This window comes from Paraburkholderia sabiae, from assembly GCF_030412785.1.
GTDB classification, from domain to species: domain Bacteria; phylum Pseudomonadota; class Gammaproteobacteria; order Burkholderiales; family Burkholderiaceae; genus Paraburkholderia; species Paraburkholderia sabiae.
Map to the genome: position 1 here is coordinate 305,996 of NZ_CP125295.1, position 16,539 is coordinate 322,534.

The following is a 16,539-nucleotide window of genomic DNA, read 5'->3' on the forward strand; positions in this document are numbered from 1 at the left end:
TTTCGTCGTCTGTCGCGCGGCCTGTTCACTGCGCAAGACGCACGATCCACCGTTCGTCATGCGCTGAGTGCCTGGGCCTTTCGGTCCACCCTGGCTTTACTCCATTGCAGGAACACCATCGTGAAGAAACCTATTTATAAAGTCCTCTACGTGCAGGTGATCGTCGCGATCATCATCGGCATTGCGCTGGGGCACTTCTATCCCGCGCTCGCCACCGACATGAAGCCGCTCGGCGACGCGTTCATCAAGCTCATCAAGATGGTGATCGGGCCGATCATCTTCTGTACTGTCGTGACGGGTATCGCCGGCATGGAAGACATGAAGAAGGTCGGACGCGTCGGCGGCAAGGCGCTGCTGTACTTCGAAATCGTCTCGACGTTCGCGCTGATTCTCGGGCTCGCCGCGACGCACCTGCTGCGTCCGGGCGTCGGCTTCAACGTCGATCCCGCGACGCTCAACGGCAAGGAAGTCGCGTCGTTCGCTGCGAAAGCGCACGGCCAGTCGACGGTCGACTTCCTGATGCACATCATCCCGGACACGCTGGTGTCGTCGTTCGCGCAAGGCGAAATCCTGCAGATCCTGCTGATCGCGCTGCTGTTCGGCGCGGTGCTCACGCATGTGGGTGAGCGCGGCAAGCCGGTGACGAGCTTCATCGAAAGCCTGTCGAGCATCCTGTTCGGCATGGTCGGCATCATCACGAAGCTCGCGCCGATCGGTGCGTTCGGCGCAATGGCGTTCACCATCGGCAAGTACGGCATCGGCTCGCTGATCCCGATGCTCAAGCTGATCGGCACGTTCTATCTGACGTCGATCGTGTTCGTCGTGGTGGTGCTCGGCATCATCGCGCGCATGGTGGGCTTCAACATCCTGCGCTTCGTCGCGTACATCAAGGAAGAGATGCTGATCGTGCTGGGCACGTCGTCGTCGGAAGCGGCGCTGCCGCAACTGATGCTGAAGCTCGAAAAGCTCGGCTGCTCGCGCTCGGTGGTCGGCCTCGTCGTGCCGACGGGTTACTCGTTCAACCTCGACGGCACCAACATCTACATGACGATGGCCGTGCTGTTCATCGCGCAGGCAACGAACACCGACCTGACGTGGGGCCAGCAGCTGACCCTGCTCGCGGTGACGATGCTGACGTCGAAGGGCGCAAGCGGTGTGACGGGCGCAGGCTTCATCACGCTGGCCGCGACGCTCGCCGTCGTGCCGACGATCCCGCTGTCGGGCATGGTGCTGATTCTCGGCATCGATCGCTTCATGAGCGAATGCCGCGCGCTGACGAACATCGTCGGCAACGGCGTGGCGACGGTTGTCGTGTCGGCATGGGAAAAGGAACTGGATCGCTCGAAGCTGCGCGCTGCGCTGAGTCGCGATGTATCCGTTACCGAAACGGCCGAGGTCTGAGCCATGAAAGCGGCGCCGCGGCAACATGGCGCGGCGCCGCTTGCTACGAATGCGGCGGAAGCGCTCGACGCGTTCGACGATGAGGAGCGATATGCCACAATAGGCGATCCTCATCGAACGAATTCCACCATCGTGACGCGCCGCCTGCTGATCCTGTTTGCGCTTGTCGCCGGGCTCGTGGCGGCCTGCGGACTCACGTGGACCATCACGTGGCAGCACGGTATCGACACGCTGCGGCGCAACGCTGCAGTGCGCGCGGACCGCACCACTGCCACGCTCAAGAGCACGCTCGAACGCTACGAGTCGCTGCCTTATCTGCTCGGCGAACATCCTCTCGTGCAGGATGTGCTCGTCGATCCCGACGCGAGCAATGTCGCTCGCGCCAATCAATATCTCGCTGATCTGAACCGCCGCGCTCGCGCGAATGTCGCGTATCTCGTGACGGCGTCGGGCCGCTGCGTGGCCGCGAGCAACTTCGATCAGCCCGACAGCTTCATCGGCCAGGAGTATCTGTTCCGGCCGTATTTTGTCGAAGCGATCAAAGGCAAGGTGGGGCGCTTCTTCGGTATCGGCACGACCTCGCTCGATCCCGGTTACTACATCTCGCAGCCGGTGCGCCGCGACGGAAAGATCGTCGGCGTGGCTGTGGTCAAGCTGAATCTCGAATGGTTCCAGGGCGCCGATGCGTCCGAGCCGATGATCGTCACCGACGATCACGGCGTGATCTTTCTGTCGTCGGTGCCCGCGTGGAAGTACCACACGGTCAAGCCGCTTACAAGCGACGTGATCGCGTCGATCTACGACACCCGCCAGTACGCCCGCCAGCCGATTGCGCCGCTGCCGATGTCGGTCGTGCGCACGCTCGAAGGCGGCGCGCAGATCGTGCGGATCGGCGGCGGGCGCGCGGGCAATTACGCGGCGCCGCGTTTTCTCGCGTCGCAACGCGCGCTCGGCGAACCGGACTGGCGCCTCATCACGATGGCGCCCGTCGATCCCGTCAACGCCGACGCGCGCTACGCGACGATCGTGACGGGCTTCGGCTATGTGTCGCTGTGTCTGTTGCTGTTCTACTGGCGCATGCGCCGCGCGCGCGTGCGCGAAGTGATGCGCAGTCGCGCGTTGTTGCAGAAGGCGTATGCGGAACTGAACCAGCGCGTGGCCGAGCGCACGGCGGATCTGTCGCAGGCCAACGAACAGTTGACGAAAGAGGTCAGCGAGCGCACGCGCGCCGAGCAGGAATTGCGCGACGCGCATGACGAGCTGATTCAGGCCAGCAAGCTCGCCGCGCTCGGCCAGATGGCGGCGGGTATCACGCATGAACTGAATCAGCCGCTTGCCGCGTTGCGCGGCTTCTCTGACAACACGCGCGTGTTTCTCGAACGCGGCGACCACGAATCCGCGAAGGAAAATCTCGAAGCGATCGCCGCGCTCACCGAGCGCATGGGCAAGATCACGAATCAGCTGAAGCTGTTTGTGGGACGTGCGCGGCCACGTAACGCGCGCGCAGGCGTGGCGCGCGCTTTGCGCAATGTGCTGACGCTGTTGCAGAAGCGCTTGCAGGACGTGACGGTCGACGTTTCGTTGAGCGACGAAGGCGCCGCGCCCGTTCGATTCAATCTCGATATCGACGATCCGAAGCTCGTCGCGCATTGCGACGACTTGCGGCTCGAACAGGTGCTGATCAATCTGCTCGGCAACGCGCTCGACGCCGTCGCCGGAACGCCTGCGCCGCGCCTCGCGATTAACGTGCAAACGTCGCCGGACTCGCTCGCGATCATCGTGAGCGACAATGGTCCCGGTATTCCCGACGACGTGCTGCCGCGCCTTTTCGAACCGTTCTTCACGACGAAGGAAATGGGCCAGGGACTCGGCCTCGGCCTCGCGATCTGCTCGTCGATCGCGCGCGATTGCGGCGGCTCGCTGGCCGCGCGCAACAACGCGCAAGGCGGCGCCGAGTTCGTGCTGACGCTGCGGCGCGCACGCGCTCAGGCGACGGATATTGCGGACTCCGTGACAACGGGATCCTGATTCAGAAAGTTTTCAAGGCGGTACGAAACATGGTGAACAAGGGCTTGCAGGTCCTCTATATCGAAGACGACGAACTCGTGCGGCGCGCGAGCGTGCAAAGCCTGCAACTCGCGGGTTTCGAAGTGGTCGGGCATGCGTCGGTGGAATCGGCGGCGAAGCTGATTCACGCTGAGTTTTCCGGCGTGATCGTCAGCGATATCCGTTTGCCCGGCGCGAGCGGCCTCGATCTGCTCGCGCAATGCCGCGAACGCGCGCCCGACGTGCCCGTGATTCTCGTCACGGGTCACGGCGATATCTCAATGGCCGTGCAGGCGATGCGCGACGGCGCGTACGACTTCATCGAAAAGCCGTTCGCCTCCGAGCGGTTGATCGAAACCGTGCGCCGTGCGCTGGAGCGTCGCACGCTGGTGCTCGAAAACCTCGCGTTGCGCCGCGAACTCGCGGGACAGGGCTCGCTCGCGCCGCGCATCATCGGACGCAGTCTCGCTATCGAACAGGTTCGCAAGCTGATCGCGAACGTCGCGCCGACGGATGCGTCCGTGCTGATCAACGGCGATACGGGCGCGGGCAAGGAATTGATCGCGCGCAGTCTGCATGAACTGTCGCCGCGCCGCGACAAGCCGTTTCTCGCGGTGAACTGCGGCGCGCTGCCCGAGCCGATGTTCGAGTCGGAGATGTTCGGCTACGAGCCGGGCGCGTTCACGGGCGCGGCGAAGCGGCGCATCGGCAAGCTGGAGCATGCGTCGGGCGGCACGCTGTTTCTCGACGAGATCGAAAGCATGCCGCTCGCGCTGCAGGTGAAGCTGCTGCGCGTGCTGCAGGACGGCGTGCTGGAGCGGCTCGGGTCGAATCAACCGATACGCGTCGATTGCCGCATCGTCGCGGCGGCGAAGGGCGACATGACCGAGCATGTCACGGCGGGCACATTCCGGCGCGACCTGCTGTACCGGCTGAATGTGGTGACGATCGCGCTGCCGCCGCTGTCGGAGCGGCGCGAGGACATCGTGCCGTTGTTCGAGCATTTCCTGCTCGATGCCGCCGTGCGATACCAGCGTCCCGCGCCTATTCTCACCGATCGTCAGCGCACGAATCTCATGCAGCGCGAATGGCCCGGCAACGTGCGCGAGTTGCGCAACGCGGCGGATCGCTTCGTGCTGGGTGTCGGCGACGACACGGCGACAGCCACCGCCGACGATGCGCTGACGTCGATTACGCAGCCGCTGAAGGAGCGCGTCGAGCAGTTCGAGCGTGCCGTGATTGCGGAGGCGCTGGAGCAGACGGGGGGCGCGGTCGCCGTGGCGGCAGACAGGCTGCAGGTCGGCAAGGCGACGCTCTACGAGAAGATCAAACGATACGGCCTGGCGGCGCGGGGGGAAGGGGAGCGGTGAGGCGGGATTGAGGCTTTGCCGGCGGCGGGTGCGCTGTACGTGGAGTCAGCGCGGAAGCCCGCCGTCCGAAGAAAACGGTCAGGTCGTGCCCAGCGCCTTTTCGAGCAGCTGGTCGAGTTCCGCAAACTGCGGCTCACCGACATAGCGCTTCAGCACCTTGCCGTTGCGGTCGATCACGAACGTCGTCGGCGTCAGCTGGACGTTGCCGAACTGCTTCGCGGCCGAACCGTCGTCCATCGCGACCTTGAACGGCAGACGGCGCGTTTCCGTGTAGTTGGTCACGTACATCGGCGCGTCGTAGCTCATTGCGACGGCCACGAACTCGAGCCCCTTGTCCTTGTACCGGTTGTACGTCTGGATCATCTGCGGCATTTCCTTCATGCAGGTGTCGCAGCTCGTCGCCCAGAAATTGACGAGATAGACCTTGCCTTTCAGATCAGCCGTCGACACTTTCTGGCCGGACAGCAGCGTGAACGTGGCATCGGGCACGTGCTGCTGGCTGCCGAACGCGAAGTAGCCCGCAACGGCGATCGCACCGGCGACGACGGCGGCAGCGATATAGCGAATCGGGCTCGAACGCCGGGAAACGTTGGTTTGGCTCATGAACGGGAACCTCGGGGAAACGCGTGGGACGCACGCCGTAAGGTGCTCGAATGCTGCGAGAAAAGCAGCGCGAACGAACGCCTCGAATAACGTCTCATATTGTAGCGGCAATCTCGTGACGCGGCTTGCGACGCGGTTAAGGCGCGGATAACGGTTTCGCGCTGACCGGCCAGGCGCCAAAGCGGCGGATAATGGTTCTTTCCGTTGCCTACTTTTCCCTTCGCCGCGTCATGCTTCGTATCGCTATTCGCCCGTTCGTCCGCCGCCGCGCTTCTCCGCTTGCTTCGTTCCGTTCGCTGATTGTGTTCCTTGTCACCGTGCTGTCGGCCGGCTGGCTGCTCGCCGCCTGCACGCCAACCTACGACTGGCGCACGATCATGAACAACGACAACGGCTACACGGTCGACCTGCCCGCGAAACCGACCACCGACGAGCGCAAGATCGACATAGGCGGCACGCCGATGGACATGTCGATGCAAATCGCCGAGGCGGACGGCGCGGTATTCGCCGTCGGCACGGTGATGCTGCCGAGCGACGACCCGCAGGTGCAGCGCACCGCGCTCGATTTTCTGCGTTCGGGACTCGCACACAACCTTGGAACAGCGCCCAACGCCCACGCCACGGAAATCCCGCTTGCGGCAGGCGGTGACGTGCCAGGACTGGAAATGACCTTCAGCGGCAAAGCGGGCCCCAAACAGGAAACCCGAACGATGCACGCGCGGCTCGTCGCAAAGGGTCGTCACGTGTATCAGGCAGCGGTGATTGCGAGCAAGGAACCGCCGCCCGAGCAAATCGAGCAGTTCTTCGGATCGTTCAAACTTTACTGATTCGGGGCCAGAGAAACCGCCTCAGAGCGCCGGGCCAAGTGAAAGTTCCTTCGCAGAAAAGAACGCTAATGCCACGTTTACACGAGACTTTTTTTGTTACCCACAGGATCTGTGGATAACTTTGTTGGTAACTCTGTGCGGTAGGCCGCAAATCCCCATCGGACGGGCGGTTTGCCACTTTGCCCTGAATCTTGGCATTTTGAAAAATCCAATAAAATCAAAGGCATTTGCCCGATGCCTCACAACTGGCTTTCAGTTGTATCAAAATCTGTCGGTTGCCCGAAAATGTGCATAAGTCAAGTCTTGACATGCATTTTTTGTCGTCTGCACGTTTTACTGACTACCGAATGCGCGCCTGTATTGAACGGCCTCCGACACCTGAGCGGCGTTCGGGGCATCGTTTCCAGCCAGATCCGCGATCGTTCTCGCCACTTTCAGCACGCGATAGTAAGCGCGCGCTGACCAGCCGAAGCGCTCGCCTGCTTCGCGCAGCAATCGCTCGCCGTCGTCGTCGGGACGGCACACTTCATCGACTTCCCGGCCGCTGAGTTCGCGGTTTGTTTTGCCCTGCCGTCGCAACTGGCGTTCGCGCGCGGCTTCGACTCGCACCGCGATGGGCGCGCTCGGTTCGCCTATCGTCGTCGAGCGGGCCGACAGCTCTGCCGGCGAAAGCGCGGGAATCTCGATCTGGATATCGATGCGATCCAGCAGCGGACCCGACAGCTTGCGCAGATAGCGCGCCGCGACTTCCGGCGTGCAGCGGCAGCGGCCACCGGGATCGCCGCGCCAGCCGCACGGACAGGGATTCATCGCCGCAATCAGCTGACAGGCTGCGGGGAAGTCGGCTTGAAGCGCGGCGCGTGAAATCGTGATGCGGCCGTTTTCCAGTGGTTCGCGCAGGTTTTCGAGAACGTGCCGGTCGAATTCGGGGAGTTCGTCGAGGAACAGGACGCCCAGGTGCGATAGCGTGATCTCTCCCGGCTGCGGCGGATTGCGCCCGCCGACCAGCGCGGCTGCGCTCGACGAATGATGCGGCGCGCGAAACGGCCTTTGCCGCCACTGCGCGGGCGTGAAGCCGGCCGCGCTCGCCGAGAGCAGCGCCGCGGATGTTAGCGCTTCGTCGTCGGTCATCGACGGCAGGAGGCTGGGCAGCCGCGCCGCCAGCATCGACTTGCCGGCGCCGGGCGGGCCGATCATCAGCATATGGTGCCCGCCAGCAGCAGCGACTTCGAGTGCACGCCGCGCGCCGCGCTGGCCGATCACGTCGACCATGTCGGGTGGCGCGACGACGGCGTCGCGCGAGAGTGTGGCCGCAGCGACGGGATACAGCTTCGCATCCGCGTCACCGGCAAGGTGAGCGCATAGCGAGGGCAGATCGGCCGCGCCGTACACCGCGACGCCAGGCACGAGCGCCGCCTCTTTCGCGCTTGCAAGCGGCAAATAGAGTTCAGGCGTGCGATCGTTCGCGGTGTCGTCCGACGCTTCGGCATAGGACAAATGACCGCGCGCCGTGCCGCATGCCATCGCGAATGCACCGCGCATCGGACGCAGCGCGCCTGTCAGCGAGAGTTCGCCAGCGAATTCACGGTGTTCGAGCGATTCGACGGGAATCTGCCCGCTCGCGGCAAGAATACCGAGCGCAATGGGCAGATCGAAGCGGCCGGATTCTTTCGGAAGATCGGCGGGCGCCAGATTGACGGTGATGCGGCGGACCGGAAAGTCGAGGCCGCAATTGAGCAGCGCCGCCCGCACCCGCTCGCGGCTCTCGCGCACTTCGAGATCGGGCAGGCCGACGATGGAAAAAGAAGGAAGCCCGTTGGCGAGATGAACCTCGACGGTAACTTCCGGCGCGCGGCCAGCGGCCGGCGCGCGACTGCGCACCACGGCAAGCGACATGTTTTCTCCCGTCCGGACGCGCCCGCGAGGCGCGTTCACCTTAAAGCGCTATTGACGTCACGGGCCGCTTGCCTGTGATGTGCAGATCAGTACGGCGTGCTCAGGAGGACTGGCTCACGGGCAGCTTCTGCTCGAGTTCGGCGACGCGTCGTTCCAGCTCTTCGAGCCGCGCGCGCGTGCGCACGAGCACCTGCGTCTGCGTATCGAATTCTTCGCGCGTCACCAGATCGAGCTTCGAGAAGCCTTGCGACAGCATTGCGCGCACGTTGCGTTCGACATCTTTCGCCGGCGAGTTTTTGAACAGCTCGGAGACCCGGGCCTGAAAGTCGTTGAAGACGTCGTTTGGTTGTTTCATTTCAATCCCCTTGTTGCACAAAAAATGTGCATGTGTCGTTACGCGCGTGCTTCGTAACGCCGAATGATCGTTTCTGGTGCAGGTCCGCTGGGAGCCCGCTGCAGCATGGGCGCCTTTGGTGCGCACGCCTGTGGTTCAAGCCTGCGAACACTCTAGCAACGATCCCGATAGCGCGCCAGCGTGCATGGCCGGAACTGGCCATACGGACAAGAAAACGCGCGAAACCCTTGTGGCATAAGCGCGAGCGAGAGTTTGCCAGCAAATTGGCATGGACGTTGCTGTTACTGCCCCGCGCACCGGCGGGACGCCGCCTGGAAATGCGCCGTAGCCCCCGGTTCGGGGTGCAACCGAAAGCACGGCGCAAGGCGAATGCAAGTCACGCAAACGGGTTGAGTCACTACAGCGAGGATTTCATGAAACTCATTACCGCAATCATCAAGCCGTTCAAGCTCGATGAGGCGCGCGAAGCCCTGTCGGCCATCGGCGTCTCAGGGATCACGGTAACGGAAGTCAAAGGATTTGGCCGTCAGAAGGGCCACACGGAGTTGTATCGGGGAGCCGAGTACGTCGTCGACTTTCTGCCGAAGGTGAAGATCGAAGCCGCGGTGTCGGACGACATCGTCGACCAGGCGATCGAGGCACTCGAGCGCGCGGCACGTACGGGCAAGATCGGCGACGGAAAGATCTTCGTCACGCCGATCGAACAGGTGATTCGTATTCGTACCGGCGAGACCGGCGCGGACGCACTGTAAAAAACAGCGACAAGAGGAAACTGAAGATGCGTAAATTATTGATGTCCCTGCTGATGGCCGGCTCGCTGCTGTCGGTCGGCATCGGCGCTGCCCTCGCGGACGACGCGTCGGCCCCCGCAGCGGCTTCCGCGCCGGACACGACGGCGAGCGCGCCGGCTGCGTCGGATGCTGCCGCGGCGCCCGCTGCCAGCGCACCCGCCGCCGACGCTTCCGCTGCACCGGCAGCCAGCGCCCCGGCCGATGCATCGGCAGCGGCACCCGCCTCGGACGCCGCCCCCGCCGCACCGACGGCCCCGTTCTCGGTCGATTCGTCGAAGATCAGCTCGGGCGACACGGCCTGGATGCTGACGTCGACGGCACTCGTGCTGTTCATGACGATCCCCGGTCTCGCTCTCTTCTACGCCGGCATGGTCCGCAAGAAGAACGTGCTCGCCACGGTGATGCAGAGCTTCGCGATCACTGCGCTCGTGACGGTGATCTGGACGGTGTTCGGCTACAGCCTCGCGTTCACGCCGGGCGGCTCGTTCCTCGGCGGCTTCTCGCGCGTGATGCTGCACGGCATGGCGTACATCAAGGGCGACAAGGCGACCACGCTGACGGTCAGCCATCTCGCGCCGACGATCCCGGAATCGGTTTACTTCGTCTACCAGATGACGTTCGCGATCATCACGCCGGCACTGATCACGGGCGCATTCGCGGACCGCATGAAGTTCTCGGCGATGCTGATTTTCATGACGCTGTGGTCGATCATCGTCTACTCGCCGATCGCGCACATGGTCTGGGAACCGACGGGCTGGCTGGCTAGCGCGGGCATCCTCGACTTCGCGGGCGGCACGGTGGTGCACATCAACGCAGGTATCGCGGGTCTGGTCTGCTGTCTCGTGCTGGGCAAGCGCACGGGCTACGGCAAGGATTCGATGGCGCCGCACAACCTCGTGCTGACGATGATCGGTGCATCGATGCTGTGGGTGGGCTGGTTCGGCTTCAACGCGGGTTCGGCGGTGGCGGCTGACGGCCGTGCCGGTTTCGCGATGCTGACGACGCAGGTTGCAACGGGTATCGCAGCACTGGGCTGGATGTTCGCCGAATGGATTGCGAAGGGTAAGCCGTCGGTGCTCGGCATCGCGTCGGGCGCCGTGGCCGGTCTGGTCGCGATTACGCCGGCTTCGGGCTTCGTCGGCGTGGGCGGCGCGCTCGCCATCGGTCTGATCGCAGGCGTGGTGTGCTTCTGGTCGGCAACGTGGCTCAAGCACAAGATGGGCTACGACGACTCGCTCGACGCGTTCGGCGTGCACTGCATCGGCGGTATCGTCGGCGCAATTCTGACGGGTGTGTTTGCGGTCAAGGATATCGGCGGCGCGGACGGCAGCGTCATCCTCCAGCTGAAGGGCGTCGTGACGACGCTCGTGTACAGCGGCGTGATCAGCTTCATCCTGCTGAAGATCATCGACGTGACCATCGGTCTGCGCGTGACGGAAGAAGAAGAGCGCGAAGGTCTGGACGTGATCCTGCACGGCGAACACGTCGAGTAACTCCAAGGTTTCCCCGGCGACGGGGACTCGAAAGGTATGAGCGCAGCGACTTTGGCCCGCCTTCATGGCGGGCTTTTTTCATGCTGCGGCCGTTGGTCGCGGCACGCCCCAATCTTGTCTCACAAACAGCAGATTTTGCGGCTATCGTACCCATAGGGAGAAAGCATCCACCGACAACTTGCGAACGGAGAAAGCGTCCCCAAATGGGCAGGGCAATTGCTCTACAATCTTTTTTCTCCAGTCTGCGAGTGATCAATGGTTCCGCATTTAGTTACGGCGTTAAACGGCCCGCTGCTCGATCTCGAGCGGAAGATCCTCGACGCCACGCCTGCAATCGAACGCTGGTTCCGCCTCGAATGGCAGGAGCACACGCCGCCGTTCTATTGTTCGGTGGATCTGCGTAACGCCGGTTTCAAGCTCGCGCCCGTCGATACGAACCTCTTCCCCGGCGCGTTCAACAACCTGCCGCAGGAAACCTTGCCGCTCGCGGTGCAGGCGGCGATGGCGTCGATCGAAAAGATTTGCCCGGACGCGAAGAACCTGCTCGTGATCCCCGAGCGTCACACGCGCAATGCGTTTTACCTGGAGAACGTCGCGCGGCTCGCGACGATCATGCGTCAGGCGGGCCTGAACGTGCGCTTCGGCACGCTCGATGAAAACATCGTCGGCCCCGTCACGATCGCGCTGTCGGATGGCCAGAAGATCGTGCTGGAGCCGCTTGAGCGCTCGGCGCGCCGCATCGGGCTGAAGAATTTCGACCCGTGCTCGATCCTGCTGAACAACGATCTGTCGGGCGGCATTCCGCCCGTGCTGGAAAACCTGCACGAGCAATACGTGCTCCCGCCGCTGCACGCGGGCTGGGCCGTGCGCCGCAAGTCCACGCACTTCTCGTGCTACGACGACGTCGCGAAGAAGTTCGCGAAGATGGTCGAGATCGACCCGTGGATGATCAATCCGTACTTCGCGCATGTCGAAGGCGTCGACTTCGAGGCGCGCACGGGCGAGGAGGCGCTCGCCGACGCGATCGACGGCGTGCTGAAGAAGATCGCGAAGAAATATCGCGAGTACGGCATTTCGGAGCGGCCGTATGTCGTCATCAAGTCGGACGCGGGCACGTACGGAATGGGCGTGATGACCGTGCACGACGCGTCGGAAGTCGCTGCGCTCACGAAGGGCGAGCGCGCGAAAATGGCGACCACGAAGGAAGGCCTCGAAGTGCACGACATGATCGTGCAGGAAGGCGTCTATACCTTCGAGCGGATCGGCGAGGAAGTGGCCGAGCCCGTCGTGTACATGATCGACCGGTATGTGGTGGGCGGGTTCTATCGCGTGCACGGCAGCCGCGAGCGCGACCAGAACCTGAATGCGCCGGGCATGCATTTCGTGCCGCTCGGCTTCGAGCACACCGCGCTGCCGGACGCGCACGCGAAGCCGGGCGCGGCGCCGCCCAATCGCTTCTACATGTATGGCGTGGTCGGGCGGCTCGGGTTGCTGGCGGCATCGGTGGAACTGGAGCGGACCGATCCCGAGGCGATCCAGGTCTGATCGCATCCGACTCACAGGCGCTCCGCAAGCGCGTCCGCGCGCTTCGCGTTAGGCTGACGCTCCCGCCGCGGTGAGCGCGGCAGCATGTGACGGCAGATGCCCCCGATGCGCATCTGCCTTACGCTATAACGAATCAACGTGTGGCCCGCGAGGGCGCCTCAGGAACTTCATGGACATTCTCTTCATCGCCGACCCGCTTTCCCGCTTCAAGATCTACAAGGACTCGACCTACGCGATGATGGCCGAGGCCGCGAAGCGCGGTCACACGCTGTATGCGTGCGAGCCGCAGCATCTGGCGTGGACGGGCAGCGGCGTCGAGGCGAACGTGTACCGCTTCGAGATCGTCGGCGATCAGGCGGACGGTCATCGCGATGTCTGGTACGAGGCTAAACCTGTCGAGGCGCGCAATCTGGCGAGCTTCGGCGCCGTGCTGATGCGCAAGGATCCGCCGTTCGACATGGAGTACGTGACGTCGACGTGGCTGCTCGAACTGGCCGAGCGCGCCGGCGCGCGCATCTTCAACAAGCCGCAGGCGATCCGCGATCACTCGGAAAAGATGGCGATCGGCGAGTTTCCGCAGTTCGTCGCGCCGACGCTCGTCACGCGCGATCCCGCGCGGCTGCGTGCGTTCCATGCCGAGCACGGCGACGTGATCCTGAAGCCGCTCGACGGCATGGGCGGCATGGGCGTGTTCCGCGTGAAGGCGGACGGCATGAACCTCGGCTCGATCGTCGAGATGCTGAGCCACGACGGCGCGCGTTCGGTAATGGCGCAGAAGTTCATCCCCGAAATCAAGTCGGGCGACAAGCGCATTCTGCTGATCGGCGGCGAGCCGGTGCCGTATTCGCTCGCACGCATTCCGCAGGGCAACGAAGTGCGCGGCAATCTCGCCGCAGGCGGTCTGGGCGTCGCGCAGCCGCTGACGGCACGCGATCGCGAAATCTCCGAAGCGCTCGGGCCGGTACTGAAGTCGCGCGGGTTGCTGCTCGTCGGACTCGACGCGATCGGCGACTGGCTGACGGAAGTGAACGTCACGAGCCCGACGTGCTTCCGCGAGATCATGGAACAGACGGGTTTCGACGTCGCGGCGATGTTCATCGATGCACTAGAGAAAGCCGTCGGTTGAAGCGGCGCGTGTGCGCCGCCATGTTCTGCCGTGGAACCGCGCCATCAGGCCCGCCAAGCGTGAAAAGGCCGAAAGCGCGAAAATGAGGCTGTTACAATGCCCGCTCGCCTGAAAACGGCCTATTTTGGCCGCGTTGATCCGGCCCCTTGGCGGCCCGATCCCAGGCGAGTTCGATGGCTCTGTTGTCCTGTTTGCCGCGTCCGGCCTTCCGTTCGGCCACTCAGCGGTGTAATGGATGCGCAGCCACGCTTTCCGGGCGGATTTCTGCAGCAAGGCTGACATGGCAGGCATTCTGATCATTGCGCACGCTCCCTTCGCCACCGCGCTACGCGAGTGTGTCGCTCATATTTACGGCGGCTTGCCCGCCCGCATCGGCGTCATCGACGTATCCGCGGATTGCGATCCCGTCCAGGTCGTCGCGTTCGCGCATGCGGAGATCGACAGGCTCAAGGAAGAAAACGGCGCGCTCGTGCTGACCGACATGTTCGGCGCGACGCCTGCGAACATCGCGGGCCGCCTCGCGACGATTCCCGACGTGCGCGTGCTGGCGGGCGTCAATCTGCCGATGCTGGTGCGCGCCGTATGCTATCGCGCGACGCCGCTCGACGTGCTCGTCGACAAGGCGCTCGCGGGCGCGACTAAAGGCATCCATGCGGTCGGCCCGGCGACGCCGCCGCCTGACGCTTGCGTCACGAGCACCGCCGACTGTATTCCCGCGTTGCCGCCCGACAAGGCGCTCGCCGAAACGTGCAAGACGGATGCAGAAACCAGCTGCAACCGGAACGACGCGTGAGCGTCGCGCGAAGCATTCTTTTTCCTCGATAACATCAACACCCGCGCATCGGACGACACATGCTGCAACAGGAAACGACTATCGTGAACAAGCTGGGCCTGCACGCACGCGCGTCGGCCAAACTCACGCAACTTGCCGCTAACTTTCAGGCGGAAATCTGGATGAGCCGCAATGGCCGGCGCATCAACGCGAAGAGCATCATGGGCGTGATGATGCTGGCGGCGGGTATCGGCAGCACGGTGGTGATCGAGACGGAAGGCGCCGACGAAAAAGAAGCGATGGATGCACTGCTCAAACTGATCGCCGACAAATTCGGCGAGGGACAATAAAAAATCCGCTGCCGCATTCGTTTTGAATGGAAGACGCCGCGCGATGTCGCGGCGTTTTCTTTTGCTGCGCCGGATTCGCGCGTCCGGCTATGTCTTTCGGCAGCATGACGATGCTGCGCCGCACACCACGGTTGTACGGGACGGAATTTATAATGATCGTCGGGGTCTGAGAGCACTGCAGCGGTTTGCCGCGGCATCACACAACTAGAGGAGGTGCGCGTGTCGTTCACGCTGCATGGAATTCCCGTGTCACGCGGTATCGCCATCGGGCGGGCATATCTGATCGCCCCGGCTGCACTGGACGTCGACCACTATCTGATCGAGCCTTCGCAGATCGAAGGCGAGGTGGAGCGTTTTCGCGCGGCGCAACGGGTTGTGCATCAGGAGCTCGACGAACTGCGCGCCGATCTCTCCGCCGACGCGCCCTCCGAAATGGGCGCGTTCATCGACGTCCACACCATGATCCTGAACGATGCGATGCTCGTTCAGGAAACCATCGACCTCATCCGCACGCGGCGCTACAACGTCGAATGGGCGCTTACCGAACAGCTCGAACGCCTCACGCGTCATTTCGACGAAGTCGAAGACGAATATCTGCGCGAACGTAAGGCCGACATCGAACAGGTGGTCGAGCGCGTGCTGAAGGCGCTCGCGGGCGGTACGGGCGCGCTCGTCAACGGCAGTCATGGCCGCTGCGACGAAATGATCGTCGTCGCGCACGACATCGCGCCCGCCGACATGATGCAGTTCAAGACGCAAACGTTCCAGGGCTTCGTGACGGATCTGGGCGGACGCACGTCGCATACGGCGATCGTCGCGCGCAGTCTCGGCATTCCCGCGACGGTCGGCGTGGCGCATGCGAGCGCGCTGATCCGTCAGGACGATCTGATCATCGTCGACGGCGATCATGGCATCGTGATCGTCGATCCCGCGCCGATCGTGCTCGAAGAGTATTCGTACCGGCAGAGCGAGAAGGCGCTGGAAGCGCGCAAGCTGCAGCGCCTGAAGTTCTCGCCGACGCAGACGGTGTGCGGCACGCGCATCGAGCTGTGCGCGAACATCGAGTTGCCGGAGGATGCGCAGGCCGCGCTCGATGCGGGCGCGACGGGCATCGGCCTGTTCCGCACCGAGTTCCTGTTCATGAACCAGAAGGGGATGCCGGAAGAGGAAGAGCAGTTCGCCGCATACAAGCGCGCCGTCGAACTCATGAACGGCATGCCCGTGACGATCCGCACGATCGACGTCGGCGCGGACAAGCCGCTCGATTCGATCGGCGGCGACGAGTTCGAAACGGCGCCGAACCCGGCGCTCGGTCTGCGCGCTATCCGCTGGAGCCTGTCCGAGCCGCATATGTTCCTCACGCAGTTGCGCGCGATTCTGCGCGCGTCGGCGTTCGGCTCGGTGAAGATTCTGATTCCGATGCTAGCGCACGCGCGTGAGATCGATCAGACGCTCGACCTCATTCAGGAAGCCAAGCGCCAGCTCGACGATGCGGGTCTCGCGTACGACCCGAACGTGCGCGTCGGCGCGATGATCGAGATTCCGGCGGCGGCGATCGCGTTGCCGCTGTTCCTCAAGCGGCTCGATTTCCTGTCGATCGGCACCAACGACCTGATCCAGTACACGCTAGCCATCGATCGCGCCGATAACGCAGTCGCGCATCTGTACGATCCGCTGCATCCGGCGGTGCTGCATCTGATCGCGTTCACGCTGCGCGAAGCGAAGCGCGCGGGCGTTCCGGTGTCGATCTGCGGTGAAATGGCCGGCGATCCGGCGCTCACGCGCCTGTTGCTCGGCATGGGACTGACGGAGTTTTCAATGCACCCGAGCCAGCTTCTGCTCGTGAAGCAGGAGGTGCTGCGCGCGCATCTGAAGACGCTGGAGAAGCCCGTCGCGGACGTGCTGGCGGCGTTCGAGCCGGAAGAGGTGCAGTCGGCGCTGGATCGCGTCGCGCAAGCCTGAGT

General features: G+C 63.6%; 14 protein-coding genes. 11 read left to right on the plus strand and 3 right to left on the minus strand.

Features of this window, described 5'->3' with window-relative positions; genetic code table 11:
* The first annotated feature begins 120 nt into the window (after positions 1-120).
* From QEN71_RS01365 to QEN71_RS01375, 3 genes are read left to right on the plus strand one after another with little or no spacing between them, the layout of a single operon-like run.
* Positions 121-1,401 carry a dicarboxylate/amino acid:cation symporter gene (locus QEN71_RS01365; RefSeq protein ID WP_201651362.1) on the plus strand — a complete coding sequence of 427 codons (1,281 nt, stop codon included), beginning with the start codon at positions 121-123 and terminating at the stop codon, positions 1,399-1,401.
* Positions 1,402-1,404: 3 nt separating this feature from the next.
* Positions 1,405-3,429: a sensor histidine kinase gene (locus QEN71_RS01370; RefSeq protein ID WP_201651361.1), complete on the plus strand. Its 2,025-nt coding sequence runs from the start codon at positions 1,405-1,407 to the stop codon at positions 3,427-3,429.
* A 29-nt stretch (positions 3,430-3,458) separates the two neighbouring features.
* On the plus strand, positions 3,459-4,817 hold the full coding sequence (locus tag QEN71_RS01375) for a sigma-54-dependent transcriptional regulator (RefSeq protein ID WP_201651360.1): 1,359 nt from the start codon (positions 3,459-3,461) through the stop codon (positions 4,815-4,817).
* 78 nt (positions 4,818-4,895) lie between these two features.
* Here the strand turns inward: QEN71_RS01375 and QEN71_RS01380 are convergent, their stop codons facing one another.
* Entirely contained in the window at positions 4,896-5,420 is a 525-nt protein-coding gene (locus QEN71_RS01380; protein WP_201651359.1) for a TlpA disulfide reductase family protein, read from the minus strand.
* A gap of 230 nt (positions 5,421-5,650) precedes the next feature.
* On the opposite strand from QEN71_RS01380, the gene QEN71_RS01385 reads away from it, so the two are divergent.
* Complete coding sequence (locus tag QEN71_RS01385) at positions 5,651-6,247, plus strand: hypothetical protein (RefSeq protein WP_201651358.1); 597 nt, start codon at positions 5,651-5,653, stop codon at positions 6,245-6,247.
* 333 nt (positions 6,248-6,580) lie between these two features.
* On the opposite strand, the gene QEN71_RS01390 is transcribed toward QEN71_RS01385, so the two are convergent.
* Together QEN71_RS01390 and QEN71_RS01395 are read right to left on the minus strand one after the other, a co-directional pair.
* Entirely contained in the window at positions 6,581-8,143 is a 1,563-nt protein-coding gene (locus tag QEN71_RS01390) for a YifB family Mg chelatase-like AAA ATPase (protein ID WP_201651357.1), read from the minus strand.
* 100 nt (positions 8,144-8,243) lie between these two features.
* Positions 8,244-8,498, minus strand: coding sequence for an accessory factor UbiK family protein (locus QEN71_RS01395; RefSeq protein ID WP_201651356.1), 255 nt, complete (start codon positions 8,496-8,498; stop codon positions 8,244-8,246).
* A 413-nt stretch (positions 8,499-8,911) separates the two neighbouring features.
* Here QEN71_RS01395 and QEN71_RS01400 point away from each other — a divergent pair, with 413 nt between their 5' ends.
* The 7 genes from QEN71_RS01400 to ptsP all read left to right on the plus strand — a co-directional run bounded on the left by QEN71_RS01400 (position 8,912) and on the right by ptsP (position 16,537).
* A complete protein-coding gene (locus QEN71_RS01400; protein WP_006048089.1) occupies positions 8,912-9,250 on the plus strand; it encodes a P-II family nitrogen regulator in 339 nt (112 codons plus the stop codon).
* 26 nt (positions 9,251-9,276) lie between these two features.
* The gene (locus tag QEN71_RS01405) at positions 9,277-10,782 is read left to right on the plus strand and encodes an ammonium transporter (RefSeq protein ID WP_201651355.1); all 1,506 of its coding nucleotides are present in this window, start codon (positions 9,277-9,279) and stop codon (positions 10,780-10,782) included.
* A 255-nt stretch (positions 10,783-11,037) separates the two neighbouring features.
* The gene (gene gshA / locus QEN71_RS01410; RefSeq protein ID WP_201651354.1) at positions 11,038-12,327 is read left to right on the plus strand and encodes a glutamate--cysteine ligase; all 1,290 of its coding nucleotides are present in this window, start codon (positions 11,038-11,040) and stop codon (positions 12,325-12,327) included.
* Between the two features lie 169 nt (positions 12,328-12,496).
* Positions 12,497-13,453, plus strand: a complete 957-nt coding sequence (gene gshB, locus QEN71_RS01415; protein ID WP_201651353.1) for a glutathione synthase — start codon at positions 12,497-12,499, stop codon at positions 13,451-13,453.
* Positions 13,454-13,733: 280 nt separating this feature from the next.
* Entirely contained in the window at positions 13,734-14,246 is a 513-nt protein-coding gene (locus QEN71_RS01420) for a PTS sugar transporter subunit IIA (protein ID WP_201651352.1), read from the plus strand.
* A gap of 59 nt (positions 14,247-14,305) precedes the next feature.
* A complete protein-coding gene (locus QEN71_RS01425) occupies positions 14,306-14,575 on the plus strand; it encodes an HPr family phosphocarrier protein (protein WP_201651351.1) in 270 nt (89 codons plus the stop codon).
* Between the two features lie 219 nt (positions 14,576-14,794).
* The gene (gene ptsP, locus QEN71_RS01430; protein ID WP_201651350.1) at positions 14,795-16,537 is read left to right on the plus strand and encodes a phosphoenolpyruvate--protein phosphotransferase; all 1,743 of its coding nucleotides are present in this window, start codon (positions 14,795-14,797) and stop codon (positions 16,535-16,537) included.
* The last annotated feature ends 2 nt before the right edge of the window (positions 16,538-16,539 follow it).

What these genes read in the sequence shown, in the direction of transcription:
- QEN71_RS01370 (WP_201651361.1), top strand. Translation starts at nt 1,405, where the DNA reads ATGAAAGCGGCGCCGCGGCAACATGGCGCGGCGCCGCTTGCTACGAAT.
- QEN71_RS01375 (WP_201651360.1), top strand. Translation starts at nt 3,459, where the DNA reads ATGGTGAACAAGGGCTTGCAGGTCCTCTATATCGAAGACGACGAACTC.
- QEN71_RS01380 (WP_201651359.1), bottom strand. Translation starts at nt 5,420, where the DNA reads ATGAGCCAAACCAACGTTTCCCGGCGTTCGAGCCCGATTCGCTATATC.
- QEN71_RS01385 (WP_201651358.1), top strand. Translation starts at nt 5,651, where the DNA reads ATGCTTCGTATCGCTATTCGCCCGTTCGTCCGCCGCCGCGCTTCTCCG.
- QEN71_RS01390 (WP_201651357.1), bottom strand. Translation starts at nt 8,143, where the DNA reads ATGTCGCTTGCCGTGGTGCGCAGTCGCGCGCCGGCCGCTGGCCGCGCG.
- QEN71_RS01395 (WP_201651356.1), bottom strand. Translation starts at nt 8,498, where the DNA reads ATGAAACAACCAAACGACGTCTTCAACGACTTTCAGGCCCGGGTCTCC.
- QEN71_RS01400 (WP_006048089.1), top strand. Translation starts at nt 8,912, where the DNA reads ATGAAACTCATTACCGCAATCATCAAGCCGTTCAAGCTCGATGAGGCG.
- QEN71_RS01405 (WP_201651355.1), top strand. Translation starts at nt 9,277, where the DNA reads ATGCGTAAATTATTGATGTCCCTGCTGATGGCCGGCTCGCTGCTGTCG.
- gshA (WP_201651354.1), top strand. Translation starts at nt 11,038, where the DNA reads ATGGTTCCGCATTTAGTTACGGCGTTAAACGGCCCGCTGCTCGATCTC.
- gshB (WP_201651353.1), top strand. Translation starts at nt 12,497, where the DNA reads ATGGACATTCTCTTCATCGCCGACCCGCTTTCCCGCTTCAAGATCTAC.
- QEN71_RS01420 (WP_201651352.1), top strand. Translation starts at nt 13,734, where the DNA reads ATGGCAGGCATTCTGATCATTGCGCACGCTCCCTTCGCCACCGCGCTA.
- QEN71_RS01425 (WP_201651351.1), top strand. Translation starts at nt 14,306, where the DNA reads ATGCTGCAACAGGAAACGACTATCGTGAACAAGCTGGGCCTGCACGCA.